This is a genomic window from Occallatibacter sp. FHG110214_02, assembly GCF_059115385.1.
In genome coordinates this window covers 90998-108106 of sequence record NZ_JBZYWK010000009.1, presented here as the reverse complement: position 1 = coordinate 108106, position 17109 = coordinate 90998, and the positions used below count along the sequence as shown (strand labels likewise).

Annotated in this window: 13 protein-coding genes; 7 read left to right on the top strand and 6 right to left on the bottom strand. The window is 57.0% G+C overall.

Annotated elements, in window-relative coordinates:
• Nucleotides 1-5: 5 nt before the first annotated feature.
• On the bottom strand, nucleotides 6-1052 hold the full coding sequence (locus AC5S3R_RS10430; protein WP_494266975.1) for an energy transducer TonB: 1047 nt from the start codon (nucleotides 1050-1052) through the stop codon (nucleotides 6-8).
• A 655-nt stretch (nucleotides 1053-1707) separates the two neighbouring features.
• Here AC5S3R_RS10430 and galE point away from each other — a divergent pair.
• Both galE and acs read left to right on the top strand, forming a co-directional pair.
• On the top strand, nucleotides 1708-2712 hold the full coding sequence (gene galE, locus AC5S3R_RS10425) for a UDP-glucose 4-epimerase GalE (protein ID WP_494266974.1): 1005 nt from the start codon (nucleotides 1708-1710) through the stop codon (nucleotides 2710-2712).
• Nucleotides 2713-2806: 94 nt separating this feature from the next.
• Complete coding sequence (gene acs / locus AC5S3R_RS10420; RefSeq protein ID WP_494266973.1) at nucleotides 2807-4792, top strand: acetate--CoA ligase; 1986 nt, start codon at nucleotides 2807-2809, stop codon at nucleotides 4790-4792.
• A gap of 39 nt (nucleotides 4793-4831) precedes the next feature.
• Here acs and AC5S3R_RS10415 read toward each other — a convergent pair whose 3' ends face one another.
• The 5 genes from AC5S3R_RS10415 to AC5S3R_RS10395 form a co-directional block, all read right to left on the bottom strand.
• Complete coding sequence (locus tag AC5S3R_RS10415; protein WP_494266972.1) at nucleotides 4832-6502, bottom strand: TIR domain-containing protein; 1671 nt, start codon at nucleotides 6500-6502, stop codon at nucleotides 4832-4834.
• A 265-nt stretch (nucleotides 6503-6767) separates the two neighbouring features.
• Complete coding sequence (locus tag AC5S3R_RS10410) at nucleotides 6768-7217, bottom strand: hypothetical protein (RefSeq protein ID WP_494266971.1); 450 nt, start codon at nucleotides 7215-7217, stop codon at nucleotides 6768-6770.
• A gap of 359 nt (nucleotides 7218-7576) precedes the next feature.
• Nucleotides 7577-8182, bottom strand: a complete 606-nt coding sequence (locus AC5S3R_RS10405; protein WP_494266970.1) for a hypothetical protein — start codon at nucleotides 8180-8182, stop codon at nucleotides 7577-7579.
• A 225-nt stretch (nucleotides 8183-8407) separates the two neighbouring features.
• Nucleotides 8408-10288, bottom strand: coding sequence for an APC family permease (locus AC5S3R_RS10400; RefSeq protein WP_494266969.1), 1881 nt, complete (start codon nucleotides 10286-10288; stop codon nucleotides 8408-8410).
• 136 nt (nucleotides 10289-10424) lie between these two features.
• The gene (locus AC5S3R_RS10395; RefSeq protein WP_494266968.1) at nucleotides 10425-10982 is read right to left on the bottom strand and encodes a YybH family protein; all 558 of its coding nucleotides are present in this window, start codon (nucleotides 10980-10982) and stop codon (nucleotides 10425-10427) included.
• 272 nt (nucleotides 10983-11254) lie between these two features.
• On the opposite strand from AC5S3R_RS10395, the gene dxs reads away from it, so the two are divergent.
• The 5 genes from dxs (at nucleotide 11255) to rsmH (ending at nucleotide 17054) form a co-directional block, all read left to right on the top strand.
• On the top strand, nucleotides 11255-13141 hold the full coding sequence (gene dxs, locus AC5S3R_RS10390) for a 1-deoxy-D-xylulose-5-phosphate synthase (RefSeq protein ID WP_494266967.1): 1887 nt from the start codon (nucleotides 11255-11257) through the stop codon (nucleotides 13139-13141).
• Nucleotides 13142-13202: 61 nt separating this feature from the next.
• The gene (locus AC5S3R_RS10385; protein ID WP_494266966.1) at nucleotides 13203-14648 is read left to right on the top strand and encodes an amidohydrolase family protein; all 1446 of its coding nucleotides are present in this window, start codon (nucleotides 13203-13205) and stop codon (nucleotides 14646-14648) included.
• A 56-nt stretch (nucleotides 14649-14704) separates the two neighbouring features.
• Nucleotides 14705-15205, top strand: a complete 501-nt coding sequence (locus tag AC5S3R_RS10380) for a DUF2127 domain-containing protein (RefSeq protein WP_494266965.1) — start codon at nucleotides 14705-14707, stop codon at nucleotides 15203-15205.
• 446 nt (nucleotides 15206-15651) lie between these two features.
• A complete protein-coding gene (locus AC5S3R_RS10375) occupies nucleotides 15652-16104 on the top strand; it encodes a division/cell wall cluster transcriptional repressor MraZ (RefSeq protein WP_494266964.1) in 453 nt (150 codons plus the stop codon).
• Nucleotides 16105-16127: 23 nt separating this feature from the next.
• Nucleotides 16128-17054 (top strand): 16S rRNA (cytosine(1402)-N(4))-methyltransferase RsmH, encoded by a 927-nt coding sequence (gene rsmH, locus AC5S3R_RS10370; RefSeq protein ID WP_494266963.1) that lies wholly within the window; start codon nucleotides 16128-16130, stop codon nucleotides 17052-17054.
• Nucleotides 17055-17109 lie beyond the last annotated feature (55 nt).

Genomic DNA, 17109 nt, shown 5'->3' with positions numbered 1-17109 from the left:
TGATGTTAAGCCAACTGGAAGCTGATGGTGATGTTGGTGGTTAAATCCACGGCCTGACCGTTGCGGGTTGCCGGGCGGAAACGAATCTGCTGTGCGACGCGGCGGGCTTCTTCATCGAGGCCGTGGCCGAGGCCGCGCACTACGCCTTGTACTTCCACCTGCCCGGACGCGGTGAAGGTTACGCGGAGAACCACGTCGCCCTCAATCTTGAGAGAACGCGCTTCCTCCGTGTAGCGAACGGGAGGCTTGGAGATGACTTCGAGATTGGTGGACTTGGGCGCTGCCGCAGCCGCGGGGCTGGGAACGGAAGCCGTTTGCACTGCGGGAATACCCGCGGAGCCAACCTTGCTGTTGCCGTAGGGGCTGTTGCCTGCGCCGGTGCCTGTTCCGCCGGGCATGCCTACGGAGGCAACGCGGCCAACGTTGCCGGCGTTCGAGCCGGAACGGGTGCCGTTGCCGATGCCTGCGGAGCCGACTACGCCGTGGGGCGCAACAGCCGCGCCGCTGGCGCCGTTGGGATTGCCGATGGCGGCGACGGTGGCGGGCTTATTCGCATTGGGATTGGGCGTAACGCCGAAGGTTTCGCCAAGGTGCACGGGGGCAGTGGAAGGATGAGGCTGCTGAACCTGCGCCGGCATGGCGGCCTGGAGCGCGGCATGGGGCTGCGGAGCCAGCACGACCTGCGGCTTGGCAGCCTTGAGCTCCGCCGGCTTGGGCTGCTCCATGTGGATAGGCTTGGGCTCAGGCGGCGTCGGCTTCGGCAGCTCAATCTTTGGCGGCTCTACCTTGACCTCCGGCGGCTTGGGAGGCTGAATCTTCGGCGGAGGCGGCATCTTAATCTTGACTACCGGAGGAGGCGGTGTGGGGAAGACAAGCTCCGTCTGCTCGTATTTGTGTGCCTCGATAACCTTTTTAGCGGTAAGACCGATGTAGATGAAAAGGGCCAGGACAGCGACGTTGATTACCGCGCTCGTCACAAACGATGCCGGGCTCTTCTTCGTTTCAGGCAGAAGGCCAAAGTCGGCTCGGATTGGTAGCGGGTTCGGGTCCATTTCTAGTATTTCCTCGTCGTAATTCACGATTGGGTGATTCGCCGGGAGCGGTGTGACAGCGGAGAAACGCGTTGGTGCGTGGATTCCGGTGTACAGCGACTGCGAAGCGAAACGTTACTGCCTTGTTGAACGCATCGCCGGAGCCGGGCGGGATGTAAGCGCGGATTCAGCCATGCCATAGAATGTGTATCTACCAACCTATATATGCGGTTTTGCCTAATTGCGTAGCCCTGAGGAAGGAAAAGATGCGCTGCTTGTGTTGCAGTGGGCATGTTTCCCAAATCGAAAACCCCACGGGCATAATTCTTCTTCCACAAACTCTTCAGCCAAGCGCAACCGATGTTATCAATGTAAATGAGAGAGCAATGCTTTCGATAGTTCTTATCAATATTCTTAGCCGCCGCGGCACGCTCTCGCCATGCCACCGGACTGCCTGCTGACATTTTACGCCGAACTACGATTACAGACATCCAAAAATGCTCCAGTTTTGCATGCCGGGCGTTCTGGTGAGTCGGGCCGGCGAGTTTTCTCTCGGCTGGGGCAGGCAGCTTCCTGAACCTTGAAAAACAATCACTTGGGAATGCGGAAACCTGCCAATCGCTATCTGTAATAGACTCAGGTTAACCGAAAACCGTTCAGGTGAGGGAACAATTCTGTGAAGATATTGGTTACAGGTGGGGCGGGCTACGTTGGTGGCACCGTGTCGGAGTTGCTTGTGGAACGCGGCCATGAAGCCGTGATTCTGGATAACTTTAGCCATAGCCGCCGTGAGGCGCTTCCGCAGGGGGTGGCCTTTGTGGAAGCGGATATTTCTGACCGGGCTCTGATTGAAAAGCTTTTCATGGATGCGAAGGCCGAGGGAAAGCCGTTTGACGGCGTGATTCACTTTGCCGCGCTGATTGAGGCCGGCGAGTCGATGCAGAAGCCGGAGAAGTACTTTCGCAACAACACGGCCTCCACGCTGAGCCTGCTGGAAGCGATGCTGGCGCAGGGAGTGAAGAAGCTGGTCTTCTCCTCGACGGCGGCGGTGTACGGCGAGCCGGAGGTTGTGCCGATTCCCGAAAATGCGAAGCTGAAGCCCACGAACGCCTATGGCGAATCGAAGCTGCTGGTGGAGCACATGCTGGGGTGGTTCTACCGCGTTCACGGGCTGCGGTCGGCTGCGCTGCGCTACTTTAACGTGGCCGGAGCGCCGGAGACGGCGGCGGGCGTGGTGCGCGGCGAAGAGCACGAGCCGGAGACGCACCTGATTCCGCTGATTCTGGATGTGGCGATTGGCAGGCGCGAGTCGATTCGGATTTACGGCGAAGACTACCCGACGGCGGATGGAACGTGCATTCGCGACTACATCCACGTTTCCGATCTGGCGGATGCGCATTTGCTGGCGCTTGCGGCACTGGAGAAGCCTACGGAAGAGCGGTTGATTTACAACCTGGGCAACGGGAAGGGATTCTCCGTGCGCGAGGTGATTGAGTCGGCGCGGCGCGTCACCGGGCACGCGATTCCGGCAGAGGTGCATCCGCGGCGTGCAGGCGATCCGGCGGTGCTGGTTGCCAGCTCGGAGCGGGCAATTGCCGAACTCGGGTGGAAGCCGCGCTATACGCAGTTGGATGACATCCTGAGCACGGCTTGGGCTTGGCATCAGAAGCGGTACTTGTAGAGAGAACGGGCGCACGGTGCCGCCAACTTGCGGCGCGTGCGTCCCGGCCTTTAAAGTTGCTCCGATACGATAGTTTCGCTTTGAGGAACGATACATGTCTTCTACGCCCGCCGATGCCAACCAGGCACTTGATTCCACGCTTCGCGAAAATCGACTCTTTCCCCCGTCTCCGGAGTTCAGCGCCAAGGCGCATATCCAGTCCATCGAGCAGTATGAGGAGCTTTATAAGCAGTCGATAGAGGAGCCGGAGACTTTCTGGGGCAACGTGGCGAAGGAGCTGCACTGGTTCAAGCTCTGGGACAAGGTTCTGGACTGGAATCTGCCGTGGGTGAAGTGGTTTGTGGGCGGTACGACGAACCTGAGCTACAACTGCGTGGACCGTCATGCGCTGGGTGAACGCGCGAATAAGACCGCAATCATCTGGGAAGGCGAGCCGGGCGAGGTTCGCAAGCTGACCTATGCGGAACTGCACGTTGAGGTGCAGAAGTTTGCCAATGCTCTGAAACAACTGGGCATCAAGAAGGGCGACCGCGTGGCCATTTACATGGGCATGACGCCGGAGCTGGCGATTGCCTTGCTGGCCTGTGCGCGCATCGGCGCGGTGCACTCGGTTATCTTTGGCGGATTTGCGGCGCATGCGATTGCCGACCGCGTGAATGATTCGTCGTGCGTAGCGGTGATTACGCAGGATTCCGCATACAGGCGCGGCATTGAAATCCAGTTGAAGGCCGCGGTGGATATCGCCCTCGAAAGCTGCCCGACGGTGCAGCATGTGGTGGTGCTGAAGCGCTCCGGTGCTCCGGTGACGATGGTGACGGGCCGCGACTGGTGGTGGCATTCTCTCGTGGAGAATGCGCCGACGGAGTGCCCGGCGGAGCCGCTGGATTCCGAAGATCCGCTCTACATTCTTTACACAAGCGGCACGACGGGCAAGCCCAAAGGCCTGGTGCATACGACGGGCGGTTATGCCGTTGGCACGTACCTGACGACGAAGTATGTCTTCGACATTCACGATGACGATGTGTACTGGTGCACGGCGGATATCGGCTGGGTAACAGGGCACTCATATGTGGTGTACGGGCCGCTGCAGAATGGCGCTACTGTTCTGCTCTATGAAGGCGCACCGAACTTCCCGGACTTCTCGCGCTTCTGGAAGATTATTGACGAGCACAAGGTTTCGATTTTCTATACCGCGCCGACGGCGATTCGCGCCTTCATCAAGTGGGGCGACGAGTGGGTGGATAAGTACAAGCTCGATTCGCTGCGCTTGTTGGGCACGGTAGGCGAGCCCATCAATCCTGAGGCGTGGATGTGGTATCGCGACAAGATTGGTCATGGCAAGTGTCCGATTGTGGATACGTGGTGGCAGACCGAGACGGGTGCAATCATGATTACGCCGATTCCGGGCGCTACGCCGACGAAGCCGGGCTCGGCGACGCGGCCATTCTTCGGAATTCTGCCGGAAGTGGTGACGAAGCCGGATGTGGATGGCAAGTTTGAGAAGGTGCCTGCTGGCTCGGGTGGTTTGCTGGTGATTCGCAAGCCGTGGCCCTCGATGGCGCGTTCGATTTACGGCGACCCCGAGCGGTATGAGAAGAGCTACTGGACGGATGTTCCGGGCTGCTACTTTACCGGCGACGGCGCAAGGCAGGATGCCGATGGCTATTTCTGGCTGATGGGCCGCGTGGATGACGTGATTAACGTGAGCGGTCACCGCCTGGGCACCATGGAAGTGGAGTCGGCGCTGGTGGCGCATCCCAAGGTGGCGGAGGCTGCGGTTGTTGGCCGTCCCGATGACCTGAAGGGGCAGGCGATTGCCGCGTTTGTGACGCTTGAGAGCGGTAACACTCCGAGCGAAGAGCTGAAGGCCGAGTTGAAGAAGTGGGTGGCCAAGGAGATTGGTTCGCTGGCGCGGCCCGATGATATTCGCTTTACCGAGGGGCTGCCGAAGACCCGCTCCGGCAAGATTATGCGGCGGTTGCTGCGCGATCTCGCTACGCATGGCGAGATCAAGGGCGACACGACGACGCTGGAAGACTTCAGCGTTATCTCCAAGCTGCGCGAAGCGGAAGAGGGCTGAGATTAGGGAGACAGCGAAACCTGTTGTACAGCTAATGAATTACCAGTTTAACGGGTAAAAGAGCGAATCATCATCGCGTATATCGATACGTTGGATGTAGCCGCCATCACGCATCATCTTTTCGATTTTCATGAATACGAAAGCTCGGGCCGTTCGGTCATGTCTTGGCATTGCTGCTGCTTGTTCAAAAAGGGGCCTTGTGGCTGGGTTCAAGAATATGTAGAGTCTTTCACGTTCCCTTGAGTGGATTTCATGCTCATAATAGTGGCGCATAGCGTGTTCGTCTGCAAAGGTCATGGACAGGCAGTAATCAAAGTTCTGTTCTGAGAGTATTGATGCTGCATATCTTCCGTCGGTAGGTGCCATGTCACTACGCTTCTTCAAGCTAATTGTTCTGATTTTCAGGTCGTCTTTTTTCTGGTCAAAGAGCGAAGCGAGTTGACGAAGATAATTTGATACGTCCTCTGAATCCGTTTCTGCCTTAATTAGTACGGTATGTCTTGCTTGCTGGTGCCTGTCCTCAAATAATTTTGTTCCTGCTCTGTGTAGTTTGGCATTATCGTGTGACCAATCAGGATGCCACCGGACTACACAGGATTCTTCGTGGAACGCTCCGGCCTTTAAATTTTGTAATTCCCTGAAAAACTTATTTACTAACTGATACCTCGTAGAGGTATTGTCGTTTTCTTTGTAGGTCAGATACTCAAAGTAGATCTTGTCCAGTGTTGCGTACATGCGTATATCCGTGTCATCAAACGACAACAACCCGAAGTCCTGTTCGAGAGTATTGGAAACGAGAGCCCAACGTTTTAATAGTTCGGCATATGAGTTTGTGGAACAGAGAAATATCCCATTTTTTTGCCGATTCCGGTTTTTGTTTGGGTTGCCATAAGCCTCGTAATTTCTTTTAAGTGTCTGTCGAAACTTTGTCAGTTCATTAAGCGAATTGAAGACAAATAATCGCATGATGGAATCTGCTGAGTTTTTTTGCTGCTCGAGATAGTCGGCGGCATCTGCTCGAAAGGATGGATTTGTCCAATAGGTGGAGGTGGATGCAATGCAGATTGCGATAATTGATTTTGCCTGACCGAAAATTGGCTGTGCAAAATCCAGGTACGCTCGTTCGTAAGCTACTTCAAATTTGCACTTGTTGGTCGCAAGGATGTTGTGTATTTGCTCTTCCGCGAGTGACAGAGCTCGTTGACACAACGAGGATTGCCATATCGGTGCATTTCCCTTGTATGTTTTAATGTTGTCACTAATGAGTTGAATGTCACTATAGCATTTAGTCTTCCACGAATCGAGCTTCATATTATTTAGTTTTTCAACGAGTTCATCGAGAGCGCGATCCCAGTCCCTGCTGGTATATTCCACCTGCAGGATACTTCTTATGTACCACGGCATAGGATGTGAGGAGTCATGGAGTACCGAGCGATCCACAAACGGAACAATAAGCTTCTTCCGTTCATGCGCACGGACCAATTCGTCACGGCACTCATGTGACTCAAGCCAGTGAGATGAAATGATCGGAATGACAATATCAGACTGGCCCAGATTAGCCGAGATCGCACGGTGAAGATCATCTGTGTGGGGTACGCCCGTGTTGATGTGGACGGCAAACCCAGTTTTTTCAAGCCTGCTTTTGAGCGCTTCCATTAGAGATGGCTCATTAAAGGAATAGCTGACAAATATCTTGGGCTTGCCTATCACGGCTTGCTCCTAATTTTCTTGGATTTCCGGGGGTGGACAGAATAATAGCTCAAAAGTCGAAAAACCGCATATATTTTCTTATTGTCTAAGACTGCCTTGTTAGAAAAAATTCTGGTAAGGCCATGCTTTGTTAGGCTTCTGCAAGCCATTTGCCACATTGTCCCGGGCGCCTGAAAAGCAGCAAGCATGCTATGCGCCTAGAGGATAGCAATGCAAAAAGCCCGCTTCTCAGAAGCGGGCTTTTTATGTTCAGCAGCGTTGCGCACTAGCGGCGGTGACCACCACCAGCGGGGCCGTGGCCGGAGAAGCCGCCAAAATGCTCGCGTCCGCCATCGTGCGGAGCGTTGCCGATGTGGCCGCGTCCGTCGCGGGCTTCATTGGCGACGAAGTGGTTGAACGGGCGAACGCCGCGGTCAGGGAACGGGCCATGATAGCCGTAGTGCGGGTCCCAGCGGTTATCCACGTGGCCGTAGAAGCCGCGGGGGCCATGGAACCACGGGCCTGCGCCGATGAAGATGCCGTTGGTAAACCAGTCGGGGCTGTAGTAGCCGTAAGGAGCGCAGTTGTAGGGGGCGTAATCAAAGTAGCCATACGGGCACACCGGTGCAGCACCGATGTTGACGCCAATGGAAACCTGAGCGGGGGATTTAGTGGACGCGCTGCTCACCAGAACAAGGGTGAGAGCAAGGAACAGAAATGACTTCCAGCGTGTCATGATTTCTCAAGACCTCCGCCTGAGAGTTTATAGGAGATGCAAGCGCTTAGCACGTCAAACTTCCATAAGGATGGATGCGGTCGAAACTGTTTTACTACTTGCGAGCGGGAATGTGCGGCAATTTCAGACAGTTATTTTTGAGTGTGATTGAACACCGGGCTAAAGCATTTAACTCTGTGCAGAGGGCTGTGTCGGCTTGCCTGTGTTAGCGAAGATAGATTGATGGAGCGGAAAAATCCCTGCAGGCTGTGAGCCGCATTGCTGATTTTGTGCAGGTCACTTTATTCATTGCTAACGAAAAAGAAACAGGCGTGCATGATCCATGCACGCCTGTTTCTTTTGAAACGATTTTGGCTTTGCTAAAAGCGGTAAGCAACGCTGATGCCGCCGCGGGGGTTCCAGCGCTCGTGCGTGGAGTAGCCGTTCGTTGAATTTGCGCCGGTGAGTGTGAAGGCCGAGGCAATATTGTCGCCATAGACGCGGGCAAAGATGCGACGGCTCACCTTATACTCGGCACCGCCGCCAAAGCCGCCGGCAAAGGAGATGTCGGGGTTCTGGCCGGTTCCGCCGGTGTGCGCGCCGCCCAGCAGTGCGCGGCCAAACAGGTTCCAGCGCTCAAAGATGGGGCCGTGGACTTCCGGTCCGGCAAGGACGTAAGTTACCGTGGGGTTGCCGGGGTTGCCGGAACCGGCAGACCAGCGGTAAAAGGAGCCTTCCGCATCGACGCCGAAGAAGCGGCCGAAGTCGCGAATGACGCCTACGTTGACGCCAATGAGGCCGTAGCGCGACTGGTTCACCTGGTTCAGGGCCGTGTAGCTGACGCCAACGTAGCCCTTCCACTTGAGAGCGGCATCAGGGTCTTCCGGGCGGGCAGGACGTTCCGGGGCAATCTGGGCCGCAGCGGCCAGGGGCAAAAGCGCGGCAAGGGCGGCAGCCGCAAAGGAAATCAACCACTTCCTGTTCAAAAGGCAATTCTCCTCAAAACTTCACACAAAACTTGCGGCACACGGCGCCGGACTCCATTACAGGAGGCCGGGGTGAATCCGTGGAATCCGGTACATACCTAGACTATCCCGTCACCCCTGCTTCCATGAAGCTGTTCCGGGGCCAAATTTACCCCGGAGCGGTTTTGTAACAGGTCAGGATTAGGACGTTCTCCGGGCCGGAATGATAGCCGGGGCAGGGAAGAATCAGCCACGCTCCAGGTACCACGGGATGTTGATGACGATGATGCGCTCCGTGCCGCGCACCAGCAGAAGCACTTTGAGCATGTCGGCGCGGCGGTTGTGCAGCAGGTTTTCCCACCAGTGCTTGACCACCAGTTCCGGCACCAGCACACAGATTTTGCGGTTCGGGCTGGTCTCTTCCTCAATCTTCAGAATGTAATCAATCACCGGCTGAATAATGGTGCGGTAAGGCGAGTGCAGCACCTCCAGGCGGGGAACGCACTTGTTGCCATCGCGCAGCGGCGTGGCCACTTCCTTCTCCCATATATCGCAGATGATGTCCGGCTCGTCGGTTGTCTGCACGTGTACGCAGCGAATGTCGTTGGACATGGAGAGCGCAAAGGCCAGCGCCTTTTCTGTGATACGCGTCCACTGGTCCACCGGCATAATCACGATGGGCTCGACAATTTCCTCGGGCGAGAGCGGCTTATTCAGCGCAATTTCTTTTGCCACGCGGCGGTAGTGGCGGCGTACGGCGCGCATCATCAGAATCATGAGGACGATGAGCAGCGCGGTGACCCATGCGCCTTCGGCAAACTTGGTCACAAGCACAACCAGCGTGGTGATGCCTGTTGCGAATGCACCCAGTCCGTTGACAGCAATCTTCAGCGGCGAGCCGCCTACACGCTTCCAGTGCACCACCATGCCCGCCTGCGAGAGCGTGAAAGCCAGGAACGCGCCGATGGCGTAGAGCGGGATGAGCCTGTCCGTTACTCCACCAAAGATGATGAGCAGCAGCGCGGTGAGCGCAACGAGTACATAGACTCCCCACGAGTAAAGCAGCCTGCGTCCGCGCAGCAGAAAGATGTGCGGCATGTAGTTGTTCAGCGCAATGGAGCGCGTAAGGCGAGGGAAATCCGCAAAGGCCGTGTTGGCAGAGAGCGCAAGAACCAGTAGTACGGAGGCGGTCGAAAGATAGTAGAACCATCCATGCCCCATCACGGCGCGCGTCAGCATGGAGAGCACGCTCTCATAGCCGGGAGTATCAGGCACAGTTGCGGCAACGTTGTATTCGCGGCAGAGCCACGCCATGCCCGCCAGCAAAATAGCCAGCAGCGCAATGATGATGGTGAGCGTAATCTTGGCGTTCTTGCGGCGCGGCTCGCCAAAGGCCATTACGCCGTTGCTGACGGCTTCCACGCCGGTCATGGCCGCGCAGCCGGAGGAAAAAGTTTTGAGCAGCAGCCATAAGCTCAGCGTTGCCGTAGCAGGCGGCGCAATGGGCAGCGGAGTAACCGGATGCGGATGCCCGCCGGTCCACAGAATATGCCACGCGCCCACGGCGATGATGAGGAGCAGCGAGCCGGTGAAGAGATACGTGGGAATCATGAAGACGACGCCCGTATCATGCACGCCGCGCATGTTAATCAGCGTGAGGACCACCAGCACAATGAGGCACATCTCCAGCGTGTGCGGCTGCAGGCTTGGCACTGCGGAGATGAGCGCGCCAATGCCCGCGGAGATGCCGACGGCAGCGGTGAGGATGTAATCAATCATCAGCGCTGCGGCGGCAAGCAGCCCCGCGTTGTCGCCAAGGTTTTCCGTCGCGACGGTGTAAGAGCCGCCGCCTTGCGGATAAGCCTCAATCGTCTGCCGATAGCTGAAGAAGACAATCGTCATCAGCACGATGACCGCCATGCTGATGGGCAGAATGTAGTGCACGCCTGCAAGGCCAAGCGGAAGGAGCAGCGTGAGCGCGGCCTCAGGGCCGTACGCGGCGGAGCTCAGAGCGTCAAGACCGAAGATAGGGATGCCCGCCATGGGGCCAATGTGCTCCGCGCGCTCCTCGCTTGTGGCAAGCGGGCGGCCAAAGAGCAGATTCAGTGCGTTTCCTGTAAAGGACATAGGGAAATAGGTGGTGCACAGCGGTTCGAGTCAAAGACAAGACGCCGTGCAGGCATTCTCTCACGGCGTCTTGTAAGGATTCTGCGGTGGCTCTATCAAAAGCTGGGAAATAGATTGCCCCCGAACTCGTTTGTGATTAGTTTGTGCCGGGCAGCTTGCAGCAGTCGCCGGCCTCGGGTGGTTCGGTTGCTCCCGCGTCGAGAAGCACCTTCCAGCTTCCATCGCTTCCTTTGCGCCAGATGGTCATGTAGCGGCCAGAGGTGAGCACGGGGTTGCCGTTGTTGTCATGGCCCTTGCCTTCATAGTGGCCCCATGTGTAGCCCATGTCGCCGGATGGTCCCATCACAGCGTCAGTCGGCGTCCATGTAAGTTGATAATCCTTCGCAAGCCACTTCGAGTTTTTTGCAATGGCAACTTTGCCGATGATGGGCGCGGCTCCGTTGCTCAGTACGGTGCCGTCGTCGGCAAACCATGAGGCAAAGCCCTCGCCACCGCGCTCGGCAACATCCTTTGCAAACTTGGCTTCAAGGTCAAGCAGTGCAGCCTTGCCGGGCTTCATCGTAGGGTCCAGCGGATTGGCCACGCTTTGCTGCGTTGGTGGCGTAAGCAACTGTGCGTGAAGCTGCGGCGCGTATGCAATCGCTGCCGCAAAAAGAAATCGCTGTAGAAACTGCCGTGTGCCTGTTGTTTTCATCTGCAACCCATGCTCTGACTCAATCGTAAACCCCGGTGTGCGAAGGATGTTGCAGTGCAGTCGAGGGAACTTACGCCTTCTCTTCGTTCCCTGCGAATGCCATTTTGTCCATCCGTTTGGCGGCAGCTGCGTCTAATTTCTGAGAGACAGGCGGGCATTACGGGAAAATTCACTCGTTGATATACTGAAAGATAGCCCTCCGGTGCATCTAAACGTGCAGGGATGTGCTCTTTGCAAGATTTTTCAAGCCATCACCTGGCTGAAGGACGTTCATGGAAGCACTGCTAGACGCAATCAATTCTCCTGCCGATCTGAAGCGCCTTGATTACGCGCAGATGGCGGCCCTTGCGGAAGAGATTCGCGCTTTTCTGATTCAATCGCTGTCGAAGACCGGCGGCCACCTTGGTCCTAACCTCGGAGTGGTGGAGCTTACGCTCGCCATGCACTACGTTTTCAATACGCCCGAGGACAAGTTTCTCTTTGATGTAAGCCACCAGGTTTATACGCACAAGCTGCTCACAGGTCGCCGTGAACGCTTTGATACCATTCGCCAGCCGGGTGGCTTGAACGGCTTTATGCTGCGCACCGAAAGCGAGCATGACAGCTACGGCGCGGGGCATGCGGGCACGGCGCTCTCTGCCGCGCTGGGCATGGCCGTGGCGCGTGACCTTGCAGGCGGCAGCGAGAACATTGTTGCCGTTGCTGGCGACGCCGCGTTTACGAATGGCATTTCATTTGAAGCGCTGAACAATGTTGCCGAGCAGACCAAGAAGCTCATTATCGTACTCAATGACAACGAGTGGTCGATTGACCGCAACGTGGGTGCCATTGCGCGGTACTTCCACAAGATTGTTACGAACGAGCACTACCAGAATCTGCACAGCTCCGCGAAAAAAATTGTGCAGAAGATTGGCGGCAAGACGGCGGTGAATGTGATGCGCCGTGCTGAGGAGGCTGCGAAGAGCATGCTGTGGCCTTCGGTCTTGTTTGAAGAGTTTGGTCTCGAATACTTCGGCCCCATTGATGGCCACAATCTTCCGCTGCTGGTGGAGACCTTCAAATTTTTGAAGAACGCAAACGGCCCCGTGCTGCTGCATGTGCTGACGCAGAAGGGCCGCGGCTTCCAGCCTGCAATGGATCTGACGAAGAAGTTCCACGGGCTCGGACCGTATGACCCGGAGACAGGCACGACCAAGCAGGGCGAGCAGACATACTCCGAAGCATTCGCAAATACGATGGTGGAGCTTGCGAATACGAATGACCGCGTTGTAGCGATTACCGCTGCCATGCCGAACGGCACGGGCCTTGATTTGTTCCGGCCTCATCATCCCAAGCGCTACTTCGACGTAGGCATTGCCGAAGAACATGCGGTGATTTTTGCGGCAGGCATGGCCACACGCGGCTATCGTCCAGTGTGCGCAATTTATTCCACATTCCTGCAGCGCGGCTTTGACCAGATTGTGCATGACGTGGCCCTGCAGGAGCTGCCTGTTCTGTTCTGCATGGACCGCGCTGGCCTCTCCGGCGATGATGGCCCCACGCATCACGGCCTCTTCGACATCAGCTATCTGCGCGGCGTTCCCAACATGACGCTGATGGCTCCGAAAGATGAAGACGAGCTTGCGGACATGATGAAGACCGCGCTGGAGCTTCCCGGTCCCAGTGCGATTCGTTATCCGCGTGGCGCTGTTGTGGGCGTGGCGCGTAAAGCTGAGCCGCAGTTGCTGCCCGTAGGCAAGGCGCAGGTCATCGCGGATGGTTCGGATGTTGCAATCCTCGGCCTTGGCAGCATGATGCCGCTGGCACAGGCGCTTGCCACGCGGCTGGAGCATGAAGGCTACTCGGCTGCGCTCATCAATCCACGCTTCATCAAGCCGCTGGACCGCGAGATGCTTGCAAAGTATGCGCAACGCGTTGCGGCCTTTGTCACCTTTGAGGACCATGTAAAGATGGGCGGCTTCGGCTCGGCAGTGCTGGAAGCCCTCGAAGAGATGGAGATTCACGTCCCCGTTGTTCGCATCGGCTGGCCTGACCAGTTCATTGAGCACGGCAAGGTGGATGCGCTGCGCAAAAAGTACGGCGTAAGCGCAGACGAGGCCTGGACGCAGCTTCAACCGCTGCTCAACTCGCGCAAGCGAAAGACTTTGGTTGCGAGTTAGTCTCGGTCTTTTCATGTTCGTGTGCGACAATCCTCATCAGACTGCAAGACAAGCAAGACTTATGCGAATTTCCCGCTGCGTTCTGGTGATGCTTCTTACTCTTGTGCTTGGCGTCGCGACTGCCCAGTCGCAGACGCCGGTGCTTGCGCTTGTGGGCGGGACCGTTGTGGACCTCACCGACTGGGGCCGCTCCGCAAAAGACCTCACCGATGCGGCCGTCATTATTCACGATGGCAAGATTGCCGAAGTGGGTCCGCGTGCCACCACTGTCATTCCCAAAGATGCCCGCGTAATTGACTGCACAGGGAAGTTCATCATCCCCGGCCTCATCGACGGCTTTGCCGGCATGGGCAGCCAGGGCGAAGCCAACGCGAACCTCTACATGGGCGTAACAACCGTGGTCGCAAGCTCTGATGTGCAGCGCGGCCATGTTCTTCTCACCGCCAATCCTTCTCCGCATATCTACCTGCTCGATTCCATCGGCATTGCCGACGACTGGAGCCTGCTTGCCAGCCAGCCCGCATGGAAAGACAAGTTGCATGAAGGTACGCGTCCCACGGAGCTGAACCCGCAGGATACGCAGCGCCAGCTTGCCGACACAGCCAAGCTGGGCACACGCGTCCTGTGGCTTGCCTCGAATCTTACCGCCGCCAATACGCAGTGGATTCTCGCTCGCGCACACCAGATGGGCCTTATCACATACGGCGAGTTTGCATCGACGCCGTATCGCGTAGGCATTGAGGCTGGCGTAGACGTGCTCTTGCACATGGGCCGCTATGAGCTTGGCCTCATTCCCGATGAGTTGCAGCAGCCTCTCGTAGAAGACCCCGTTGGCTCGGCTGCAACAACCGCGCTCGATTACTCGGAACGCCTGCCCCCCACCGACATCCACGTGCGTAACTATGCAAAGTTCCTGGCCTCGCATCACGCTGCGCTCATGCCCACCTTCAGCACGTACTACCTGCAGCTCCCTGGGCACCGCAACCTGTGGACAGAGCCCGCAGCGGCATTGCTCGACCCGGCGCGCATGTACAACCCTCCCGACCGCAAAACCGGCGAGATGACTTACCCGATTTCGCAGTGGGCGCACCGTTTGCCCGGCCCGGCGCAGCGCTGGATGGAAGAAGGGCAGCGCAAAAAGGCCGACCAGTCCGCCATGCGGCTCTGGAACCTGAATGAAGCCTTCTTTGCCGCGCAGCCGCATTACCTGGCCGCCAGCGGCGCTCCCGTCACGGGCTCTTTTTCCGGCATCTCCCTGCACACGGAGCTGGAGATGCTGGTTCGCCTTGGGCTCACGCCCCGCGAGGCGCTGGCAGCCGCAACCAACAACTATGAGCTGCAATTTCACTGGTATGAGCTGGGCCTGATTGCTCCCGGCCGCCGCGCCGATGTGCTGGTCCTCGACGCCGACCCGACCACCAACGTCTGGAACGCGCGTCGCATCGTGAACCTGATTGTGGATGGCAACGTACTGGATCGTGAGGCATTGCTGAATGCAAAACACTAGCCGTTCGCAGGCAGCAGAGGTCCAGTCCGTACAATGAAGAAAGCCCCAGTTCCCCGATGACGACTTCCACCCAGCTTACGACGGCCCGCAAACGCCACGATAAAGGCCTTGTCCTCATTGCGGCCTACAAGTTTCTTATTTCGCTTGTCTTTGCCTCCGTAGGCGTTGCCGCCCTGCACCTCATCGGCAAGGACGTGGGTGACGTGCTCGGCAATCTCGCCGCCGATCTGCGCTTCAACCCCGAGTCGCGCTTCGTCAACTTCGTGCTCGACAAGGCCGAGCTGGTAAACGACCCTATGCTGCGCCGCATCGGCCTCGCGGCATTCTGCTACGCCGCGCTGGGAATTCTTGAAGGCATCGGCCTCTATCTCGAAAAGGCTTGGGGCGAGTACCTGACGCTCATCATCACGGCCTCTTTCCTGCCGCTCGAAATCCGCGAGCTGATTCACCGCCTCACCTGGATGCGGCTCAGCCTCTTCGCCATCAACGTCATCGTCCTGCTCTACCTTGTGACGGTGGTCCTGGAGCGGCACCGGAAAAAGCGCAGCGCCCATTAAACCCATCGGTTTTGCAGGTTTTTCAGCCGTCCAGCGAGCACTTTCGCTATTCCTTTGCCATATAAATGGTGTGCTCTGAGCCCGCAAGGGGCTTTTTGCGGTGACCTATTTTTAGAGAACCAAATCCATAAACACAATATCTTGTATTTCCCAAAATAAAACTACACAAGTTGTCCGGCTTGATACCCCTGCTTGACTCCGCCTGTGGAAGCTTTTGTTTTTCCCTTTTGCTGTTTTTGCAATCTAAGCTAATATCAACGAAGTGGAGCGAAATGGAGTGTAGTGGAGTAGAACACTCTGTTTCCAACACAAGAATACGACGATTGTAGAAATTACACCCAATTTTTTCGGGTGACTTAAAGCAAGGGAAGTTAGACCGGCACCCTAGCCGGCTTCAAAAGGGGCCCAGACGTGGAGCCCAGTGGACCAGAGCAGAGGGAAAAACGATGTTTCGCGGAAACCATCCGGCCAAGATTGACGAGAAGGGTAGGCTTAAGCTCCCTTCTGCCTTCAAGGCGCTGGTGGATTCCTCCGAGGTGAAGGAGTTTTACGTCACCAGCATCGATGGCAAGAACGCGGAAATCTGGCCGCTGCCTGAGTGGCAAAAGCGTGAAGACCAGCTAGCCGCGTCGAGCGAGTTTGATGAAGCGGCCCGCAAGTACCTGGCACGGACCAGCTACTGGGGCCAGCAGGTAGAGATGGATTCGCAGGCCCGGTTGGTTTTGCCGCAATTGCTGCGTAAGTCGGCCAGTCTGGATGACGTGGAAGTAACGGTGATTGGCATGCGGGACCATCTTGAGGTCCACAACCGCCAACAGTTTGAAGCGGCGATGCTGGCGGACACGTTCACCGCAGACGATCGCAAGGCAATGGCGGAACTGCTCCGCCGGAAAGATTAAGGGTTTTCCCCCAGGGGGAACACATGACGAGCCAGAACAAACGCCATGTGCCGGTTCTTTTGACAGAGGTATTGGATTATCTCCAGGTGTCTTCGGAGCAGGTGCGAGAGGGCAGCACGATTGCCGATTGCACGCTCGGCTTCGCTGGCCATTCTTCCGAAATTGTGAAGAAGCTGGGGCCAAAGGGAAGGTTGATTGCATTCGACCGCGACCCCGCGGCGCTGGCGCTGGCCAAGGCAAGGCTCGACGAAGTTTGCAGCGAGCTTGGCGACAAGGCTCCGCAAATCACGCTGATAGGCGAGGCCTTCAGCTCGATTGAGAAGCACGTTGAGCCGGGCACGCTCGATGGTTTGCTTGCGGACTTCGGCGTAAGCAGCATGCAGCTCGACGAAGCACCCAGGGGATTCAGTTTTATGGCGGACGGTCCGCTCGACATGCGTATGGATACGCGCAGCGGGCTTACCGCCGAACAAGTGGTAAATGAGTTCGATGAGCGAGAGCTTGCCGACCTCATCTACGAATACGGAGAGGAAAGGAGGTCGCGGAGAATCGCCAGAGCCATTGTCCGCGGGCGGCCCATCGCAACAACAGCGCAATTGGCGCAGATTGTGCGGCAGGCCGCCCCGGCGATGAAACAAGACAGGATTCACCCCGCAACGAGGACATTCCAGGCGATACGCATTGTGGTCAATCGCGAGCTGGACGAAATTCGGGACTTGCTGGAGGCCGCGCCAAAGTTGCTTAAGCCCTCCGGAAGAGTAGCCCTCATAAGTTTTCATTCGCTGGAAGATCGCCTCGTAAAAGACAGTCTGCGCGACGGAGCACACAAGGGAATCTGGAACCTGTTGACGAAGAAGCCGGTAACGGCAAGTGAAGAAGAGACGGAACGTAATCCGCGCTCACGCAGCGCGAAGTTAAGAGCAGCAGAAAGAACGAAAAGCAGCCGTTAGCTATTAGCCATTAGCTTTTAGCTCGGAAGTGCGGAAACAAAGTTTTGGAAGTTAG

What these genes read in the sequence shown, in the direction of transcription:
- AC5S3R_RS10385 (WP_494266966.1), top strand. Translation starts at nt 13,203, where the DNA reads ATGCGAATTTCCCGCTGCGTTCTGGTGATGCTTCTTACTCTTGTGCTT.
- acs (WP_494266973.1), top strand. Translation starts at nt 2,807, where the DNA reads ATGTCTTCTACGCCCGCCGATGCCAACCAGGCACTTGATTCCACGCTT.
- rsmH (WP_494266963.1), top strand. Translation starts at nt 16,128, where the DNA reads ATGACGAGCCAGAACAAACGCCATGTGCCGGTTCTTTTGACAGAGGTA.
- dxs (WP_494266967.1), top strand. Translation starts at nt 11,255, where the DNA reads ATGGAAGCACTGCTAGACGCAATCAATTCTCCTGCCGATCTGAAGCGC.
- AC5S3R_RS10430 (WP_494266975.1), bottom strand. Translation starts at nt 1,052, where the DNA reads ATGGACCCGAACCCGCTACCAATCCGAGCCGACTTTGGCCTTCTGCCT.
- AC5S3R_RS10410 (WP_494266971.1), bottom strand. Translation starts at nt 7,217, where the DNA reads ATGACACGCTGGAAGTCATTTCTGTTCCTTGCTCTCACCCTTGTTCTG.
- AC5S3R_RS10375 (WP_494266964.1), top strand. Translation starts at nt 15,652, where the DNA reads ATGTTTCGCGGAAACCATCCGGCCAAGATTGACGAGAAGGGTAGGCTT.
- AC5S3R_RS10380 (WP_494266965.1), top strand. Translation starts at nt 14,705, where the DNA reads ATGACGACTTCCACCCAGCTTACGACGGCCCGCAAACGCCACGATAAA.
- AC5S3R_RS10395 (WP_494266968.1), bottom strand. Translation starts at nt 10,982, where the DNA reads ATGAAAACAACAGGCACACGGCAGTTTCTACAGCGATTTCTTTTTGCG.
- AC5S3R_RS10400 (WP_494266969.1), bottom strand. Translation starts at nt 10,288, where the DNA reads ATGTCCTTTACAGGAAACGCACTGAATCTGCTCTTTGGCCGCCCGCTT.